Source organism: Streptococcus sinensis, assembly GCF_000767835.1.
GTDB classification, from domain to species: domain Bacteria; phylum Bacillota; class Bacilli; order Lactobacillales; family Streptococcaceae; genus Streptococcus; species Streptococcus sinensis.
Window position 1 is genome coordinate 1 of record NZ_JPEN01000004.1, and the last position, 7,163, is coordinate 7,163.

Genomic DNA, 7,163 nt, shown 5'->3' on the forward strand with positions numbered 1-7,163 from the left:
TACATCGAAGCTACCAGCATTTGAATCTACATTTGTAATAGTGAGGGTGCCTTGGGGAGTGTCGCTTATAGGATTCTGAGGCTCTGCTTGACTTAATTTTTCAATCGCAGCATAGCGCCGAATACCACTGTAAGATTTGTAACTAATCCATTGGTAACCATCCGTAGTCAAAACTCTGTCATAAAACACCTTATCTCCAGCATTTACATAGAATTGAGTCGGTGCAGTCGCTTTAGGCTCATTTTTTACTTCTGTTCGTTTTGTATAGGTATACTGTCCTTGACTTGGCAAGGTTTGCTTCGGTATCTGCTGTTCTTCACTACTTGTAGTTCCTGCAGCCGCAGCCATACGAACAGTCGTATCAACCGCAACAGGGCCGCTTTCTTTTTCGTCCGCTGCTCTTGCTGCTTCAGTCTCCGGTCTAGCAGATGGAGTTGATGTGTCCGCTGCACCCTCGCTCATTGTGGAAGGATTTTCTGCTTGCATCGGTAAATCTGAAGTTGAAACTGACGATTCAGACTTTTCTTTTTCTGTTGCGACCACTTCTTCTTTTTGCTCTGTCACAGCTTGAACTACTGTGAGTTGGTTGGCTGCCTCTTCTCCTTTCGTGCTATCAAGGCTCTGATTTGCTATTTCTACTGGATTAGCAGCCAGACTATCTGCAAATGCAGGCCGCCCCGTCATAAAGAGGATACAACCAATCAAAACGGAAGCTGCGCCAAATGAATATTTCCGTATGGAGAAGCGTTGTAGTTCGCGACCAAACATCCTGTGTTTCATACTCCTATCCTGCTTTCTAATAAATCTTCACTTATATTTTATACCTTTCAAAACCATTCGTCAACACATAACTGTAACATTTGTAATCGTTTTGTAACATTCTACACGATTTTATAAAAGTAACTAAAATACCCCAATCTTCATTCAGACTGGAGCAGTTTTTGCTAATATGAAAATCATGTCTCCTAAGAGCACTTAGAGATAGGGTTGGAGAGCTTTTGACAGCCTTGCATAGCCGGCGATGGTCAAATGCAAGCCATCTGTGGTAAATTCCTCGCGCAATTGGCCACTTTCATCCAAGAAAGTATCATAAAGGTCGATAAACTGGACATTCGTATAGATACTTGCTAGGTCTCGGTAAGCACGATTGAGGGCTCGAATCTTCTCGTTCGTCCGGATGTAAACCGTCCCTTTGTACTGTTCCTTCTCATTTACAGGCAGAACCGACAAAAGCTGGAGCTGGGTCAAAGGATAGTCCCTTGCCAAACTTTGAATAATGCCCTCCAAGTTAACTAAGGTCTCTTCTTGAGGCACTTCCTTACCGAGATCATTGGTTCCAATCAGGAGAAAAACCTTATCCAGAGCCTGACCAAAGAGATGGGCATCCAGATGTTCCAGCAGCTGGTCTGTTTTATAGCCACGAATCCCACGGTTAAGGAACATTTGGGGACTTTGCAACAACTCATTCAGAGGATAGTATTCCACAATCGAATCACCGATAAAAATAATCGCTGGCTCTTTTACCGCAAGCTGATTCAAGTCCCGATAATTTTTCTGAATCTTCGCCTGCTCATTTAAGAGCCATTGTTCTAATAGTTGAACTGCCATTTAAACTCCTTTTTCTAAGTATTGCTCAATCACCTGCAAAACCCCGGCTTCTGTATTGGCTGGTGCCAAGCGACTGGCAATGCGCTTAATCTTCTCATCTCCATTTGCCATGGCATAGGAGAAATCCGCCAATTCCAGCATTTCCAAATCATTTTCGCTGTCTCCAAAAGCCATAATCTCCTTGCTTCCGATTTGCCACTGATCCATCAGCTGACGAATTCCCCAAGCCTTATGGACGCCTTCTTGGATAATATCAATCGCGCCGTAACCACTGGTCACCGCGCTCAATCGTCCAGAGAAGTCTTTGTTGATTCGTTGCGTGATTTCTGTTGCTTTCGCTTCATCCACCATAATACTCATCTTCAGCACTTCTTCAAAATGGTGACTTTGCAGACTGGGCATGAAATTCATCTGTTTGTAAAAATGACGAGCCATCTCATCTGTCATGACCTTGTTTATCATAGGAAAATCTGTGCCGTCCTGAACAAACCCACCCTTTGTAGATGTCACAACTAAATGAACATCTCGTTCTCGGCCATGGAAATAATCCAGTGTCTCCGCAATCAAATCAGACTGCCAGAAGGTCCCCATCATCATTTCATTTTTTTCAAAGATTCTGGCTCCATTGGCTACAATCAGGGTCATACGATCTATCAAATCCCCCAATAATAGACGCATTCGTTGGATTTCATTGCCTGTTGCAACGACAAACTTGATGTCTCGCTCCTCCAGCTGATCCAAAACAGCTGTTAGACGCGGCAAGTCCAGCTCCCCTCTCGCATCCAAAAGCGTGCCGTCCATATCTGTAGCAATCATTTTAATGGTCATATTTTCACCTCAAGCAAGTCTTGCTCTTTCTGTCATAATCCTTTAAACTTTATGGGCTGTTTCATACGTCAGCTTCTCTTATTTAGACTATTGAGCTGCAAGAAAATCCCTGTTTATTCACAGTCCCACAGCTTATTTGCCAATCTAATGATTATTGTTTACTAATCCAATCTTCCATTTTTTGCTTTGTTTAGAATTCATTATACTACTTAGAAAGTTGAAAATAAAGCCATACGAAGCTATTTTGATAATAGGAAATCAGGTTGCCCAGCCCCTGACTAGAAAACAAAAAAGATTGAAGAGACATTCGTTAGAATAATTTCTTCAATCCAAACCTAGTCACTAGACAAGGTTTATTTTATAAGGAGCTCTAATTAGAAACAGAACTCACAGCTGTTATGTTTCAAACTGTCAGTTCAATTTGGTTGCCTTCAAAAGCTTGGATACAACTTTCATAATAACCATCACCTGTCACTCTAGGGCCGCTCAGAACAGGATAACCACCTTTTTCCAAACGGACTGTCAGTTGGTCTACCGCCTCAGGACTGCCCAGGCTGAAGGCCAGATGGTGGTAACCTGTGAAAAGCAGGTCATGGCTGCCATCTGTCAAATCCTCATCCCGCGTCATAATTTCCAAGCGCGCTCCTTCGTCAAAGGTCAGAAAATAGGACTGAAAGCCTGTTCTCTGGTTATGGTAAAGGGCATTGCTCTTAGCTGCAAAATAAGTTTCAAAAAAGTGTCGAGCCGCTTCCAAATCACGGACATAAAGGGCTGCATGTTCAATCTTCATAGAGGCTGCCTCCGTTGCTTGCGATGACTTCTTTGTACCAGTCAAAGGATTTTTTCTTGTAACGAGCTAGACTACCAGTGCCGTCATCATTGCGGTCAACGTAGATAAAGCCATAGCGCTTGCTCATTTCCGCCGTAGAGGCAGATACCAGGTCAATACAGCCCCAAGTTGTGTAACCTAGCAATTCTACGCCATCTTCCAACGCTTCTCCTACCTGCTGCAAATGCTGTTTGAGATAATCAATGCGGTAGTCATCTTCAACCGTTGGGCCATTTGGACCATCCACCAAGACATCCTTGGCACCGAGACCATTTTCCACGATGAAGAGAGGGAGCTGATAGCGGTCATAAAAGCTATTTAACACCAAGCGCAGTCCGACTGGGTCAATCTGCCAACCCCATTCTGAACTAGCCAGATAAGGATTCATGATACCACCTAAAAGATTGCCTCGGCCAGAAGAATAATTTTCCGGATCGTGGGCCGCAACTACACTCATGTAGTAAGAGAAGGAAATAAAGTCTACAGTGTTTTCAGCTAAAAGCTCTTTGTCGCCTGGCGCAAACTGAATCTCAATGCCATTCTCTTTGAAGAAACGATTGATATACGCTGGGTATTTTCCACGCGCATGGATATCAGAGAAGAGGTAGTTTTGATTTTCAAATTCACGCGCCGCTAACACATCTTCCGGTTTGGGTGTCATAGGATAGGCCGGCATAGCGAGGACCATACAGCCAATCTTGAAATCCGGATTGATCTCATGACCAATCTTAGTTGCCAAAGCAGAAGCCACCAGCTCATGATGGACCGCTTGATAGAGGTCCTGCTTGGACAGCTCATCAAACGGAGTCGCAATGCCACCACTCATAAAAGGTGCATGGAGGACGAAGTTGATTTCATTAAAGGTCAGCCAATACTTGACCTTGTCCTTGTAGCGGGTAAAGACCGTGCGAACATAACGCTCATAAAAATCAATCAAATCGCGGTTAGCCCAGCCATTGTACTGACGCGCCAAGTGCAGCGGCGTTTCATAGTGAGACAGGGTAATCAGTGGCTCAATGCCATACTTAGCCAGCTCATCAAAGAGATCGTCATAGAACTGCAGACCGGCTTCATTGGGCTCCAGCTCGTCCCCATTTGGGAAAATTCGAGACCAGGCAATGGAAGTCCGATAAACCTTGAAGCCCATCTCCGCAAAGAGGGCAATATCCTCCTTGTAGCGGTGGTAGAAATCAATCCCTTCCAGCTTAAGATTGTCCGGTGTAGGCTGCTCTGTAATCAAAGGATCGTGGTCACCAGCCTTAGCTGGCACGCCACCTTTCGGAGTCACATCTTGAACGGACAGTCCCTTCCCATCAACATTGTAGGCTCCTTCATACTGGTTGGCTGCTGTCGCTCCGCCCCAAAGAAAATTTTCTGGAAATTTACCCATTTATATTTTCCTACTTTCGTTTTTATTCTAATTATATTATAATAGTTGTCAAATATATTTTCCAACACAATCATCTTAAAAAATGATACTATTCCACGAAAGAGTGATAACATGATTGATTTAGGGCAACTGCATAAAAATACCGTCTATAAAAACCAAGGCACTCCGTACTCTCTGACGCGGACAATTACTGAAAACGGCCATCCTGATATTCTTTTCCACTGGCATACAGATGTTGAGATTATTTATGTCCACGAAGGAAGCGCCCAATTTCACATTGACTATCATTATTTCAATAGTCAAAAAGGTGATATTATCCTGATTCGTCCCAATGCTCTCCACTCGATCCACCCGATTGACAATCAGCGACATTATATGGATGCGATTAACTTTCACTTGGATTTGATGGGCTATTCGGCCATGGATCATGCCAGCATTCACTACCTACAGCCTCTATACAATGGCCAGCTAGACTTTGTCCATGTGATCAAGCCTAGTGACCAAGCCTATGAGCAAATTCGCAAGTGTCTGCTGGACACCATGGAAACGGGCTATTTCCAAAAGAAATACTATGAATTTCAGCTCAAGGCCCAGCTCAACCAGCTTTTTTACCTGCTCTTTGAGAACGACTATATCGTCTCCAAGGAGCTGTCTGCTGAGGGCTACCGCAAGGAGGAGAAAATCCGCTCCATCATTGACTACATCAATGAGCATTATCAGGAAGAGCTCACTATTGATCAGCTGTCTGGCATCTGCGGCTACAGTCCCACGCATTTCATGAATTTCTTCAAAAAACATTTGGGTGTTTCCTGCATTGAATATCTGATTCAATTTCGCCTGCGCAAGGCTGCCGAACTCCTCCAGCACTCCACTCTGTCGGTTCTGGAAATCTCCAGTCAGTCTGGCTTTAACAACCTCTCCAATTTCAATCGTCAATTTAAAAAATACTACCAAATGACCCCCAGTCAATATCGGAAAAAATGAGATTGCTAAGTTTGCTTAAACAGTCTGCATTAGAAAACAGAATTGAATCATAATTTTTTAACCAAAAACGAATGTTCCTTCTTCCATCAACATCTGAAGAAGTGAAGCATTCGTTTTTGGTTTATTTTGAATTCTTTGAGTTTTACTTTTCAGCAGCTATGTCATCCCAGAGTCTTTTCTAGGTTATTTCCAGTTCAGATGCACATGCTCATTCATTTCTTGATAAGATGTGTCAACCCGATCTTTGGTTGCCTGATCTAGCTGATCCCGATATTTTCCGCCCTCAATGAAATCTTCTAAAATAAGGGTTTGATAGGTGTAAAGCGGGTATCCTTCTGGGGAGTAAGTTCCCTTTTCCACACGGCTGACCCAGCTTGGATGCGCCTGAGCTGTTTTAATAATGGTTCCCTTATCCGTCTTTTCAATGGTAACATCCATCAGCACGCCACGCTCCGTCCATTGGGCAGTCTCCACTCCAGCCATGGTTTCAATCCGCTGGTTAGAGATGAAATTCCCCATGGAGTAGATAATCAACTTCTTCTGACCGTCTTTTTCAAGGACTTCGGAGGGTTGGACCACGTGCGGGTGCCCACCAAAAATGATGTCCGCTCCCCAGTCTACCATTTTGTGATAAAGGTTTACCTGTTCCTCATTCGGCTCCAGCTGATACTCGACTCCCGTCTGCGGCATAACTACCGTAATATCCGCTTCTTTTTCTGCTCGCTCAATTTCAGCCTTCATCTTGTCTTCATCAAAGGTTGATAGATGCTTGTCAATCTCCTCCTGGCTAAGATTGGACTCCAAGCCGTTAAAACCATAGGAATAGGCCAGAATAGCAATCTTGATGCCTTTTACTTCTTTGATGAGGAGCGGAGATTTGGCACGGTCTTCATGAGTGTAGACACCAACTGGAGTAATTCCTTGATTTTCAAAAGCCTTGACAGTTGTGAACACTCCTTCGAGACCAGAATCCAAGATATGATTGTGGGCCAGATCTACTACTTGATAACCAGCATCTTTGATGGCTGAAACAACGGCTTCTGGAGCGTTGAAAAGCGGATAGCCCCCTAAAGGATAGTCCGGCCGAATGGTCCCTTCAAAATCCCCCAAAACCAAGTCTCCCTGATGGAGCCATTCCTTGACATACTGGTAATTTTCCGAAAAATCATAGCTCCCATCTTCCTTTTGAGCGCTCATATAGAGGCCGTCATGATATAAAAGATCCCCATTAGCCATAATACGAACGCTTTTTGAGTCCGTCTTTTGCCCTGCTATCGAAGAGGAATTTGGCTCATTTTTAGCAGTATTCCTGTCGCTCTGTTTATTCATTCCTATCATATTTTGAAAGAATAAAATAGCACTCGCTGATACCAACACCGTTCCCAGCAGGGCAAGGATAAATCCACGGTTGCTTCTCACAGATTTTTTTCTTTTTTCAGTTCTTTTCTCCATTTTTGTCAGCCTTATATTTATATTAGCGGGTAGCTTCCGCCAGTATAAACCCTTTCTTAATTATTTTATAGA

At 43.6% G+C, this 7,163-nt stretch carries 7 protein-coding genes; 1 reads left to right on the forward strand and 6 read right to left on the reverse strand.

The features are described 5' to 3' along the window. From SSIN_RS00105 to SSIN_RS00125, 5 genes are all read right to left on the reverse strand, one after another. Positions 1-780, reverse strand: a 780-nt coding sequence (locus SSIN_RS00105; protein WP_156956253.1) for an SH3 domain-containing protein, incomplete at its 3' end; no start/stop codon positions are given. 195 nt (positions 781-975) lie between these two features. Next, on the reverse strand, positions 976-1,608 hold the full coding sequence (locus SSIN_RS00110) for an SGNH/GDSL hydrolase family protein (RefSeq protein WP_037614381.1): 633 nt from the start codon (positions 1,606-1,608) through the stop codon (positions 976-978). Next, positions 1,609-2,436, reverse strand: coding sequence for a Cof-type HAD-IIB family hydrolase (locus tag SSIN_RS00115; RefSeq protein WP_037614382.1), 828 nt, complete (start codon positions 2,434-2,436; stop codon positions 1,609-1,611). It lies immediately after the preceding gene. 403 nt (positions 2,437-2,839) lie between these two features. After that, the gene (locus SSIN_RS00120) at positions 2,840-3,226 is read right to left on the reverse strand and encodes a VOC family protein (protein WP_037614383.1); all 387 of its coding nucleotides are present in this window, start codon (positions 3,224-3,226) and stop codon (positions 2,840-2,842) included. Continuing rightward, the gene (locus SSIN_RS00125; protein ID WP_037614384.1) at positions 3,216-4,655 is read right to left on the reverse strand and encodes a glycoside hydrolase family 1 protein; all 1,440 of its coding nucleotides are present in this window, start codon (positions 4,653-4,655) and stop codon (positions 3,216-3,218) included. Before SSIN_RS00125 ends, SSIN_RS00120 begins: the two co-directional genes overlap by 11 nt. Positions 4,656-4,766: 111 nt before the next feature. Between SSIN_RS00125 and SSIN_RS00130 the strand changes: the two genes are divergently transcribed. Beyond that, a complete protein-coding gene (locus tag SSIN_RS00130; protein WP_084578595.1) occupies positions 4,767-5,639 on the forward strand; it encodes an AraC family transcriptional regulator in 873 nt (290 codons plus the stop codon). A 183-nt stretch (positions 5,640-5,822) separates the two neighbouring features. On the opposite strand, the gene SSIN_RS00135 is transcribed toward SSIN_RS00130, so the two are convergent. Continuing rightward, entirely contained in the window at positions 5,823-7,091 is a 1,269-nt protein-coding gene (locus SSIN_RS00135) for a CapA family protein (protein WP_037614386.1), read from the reverse strand. Positions 7,092-7,163 lie beyond the last annotated feature (72 nt).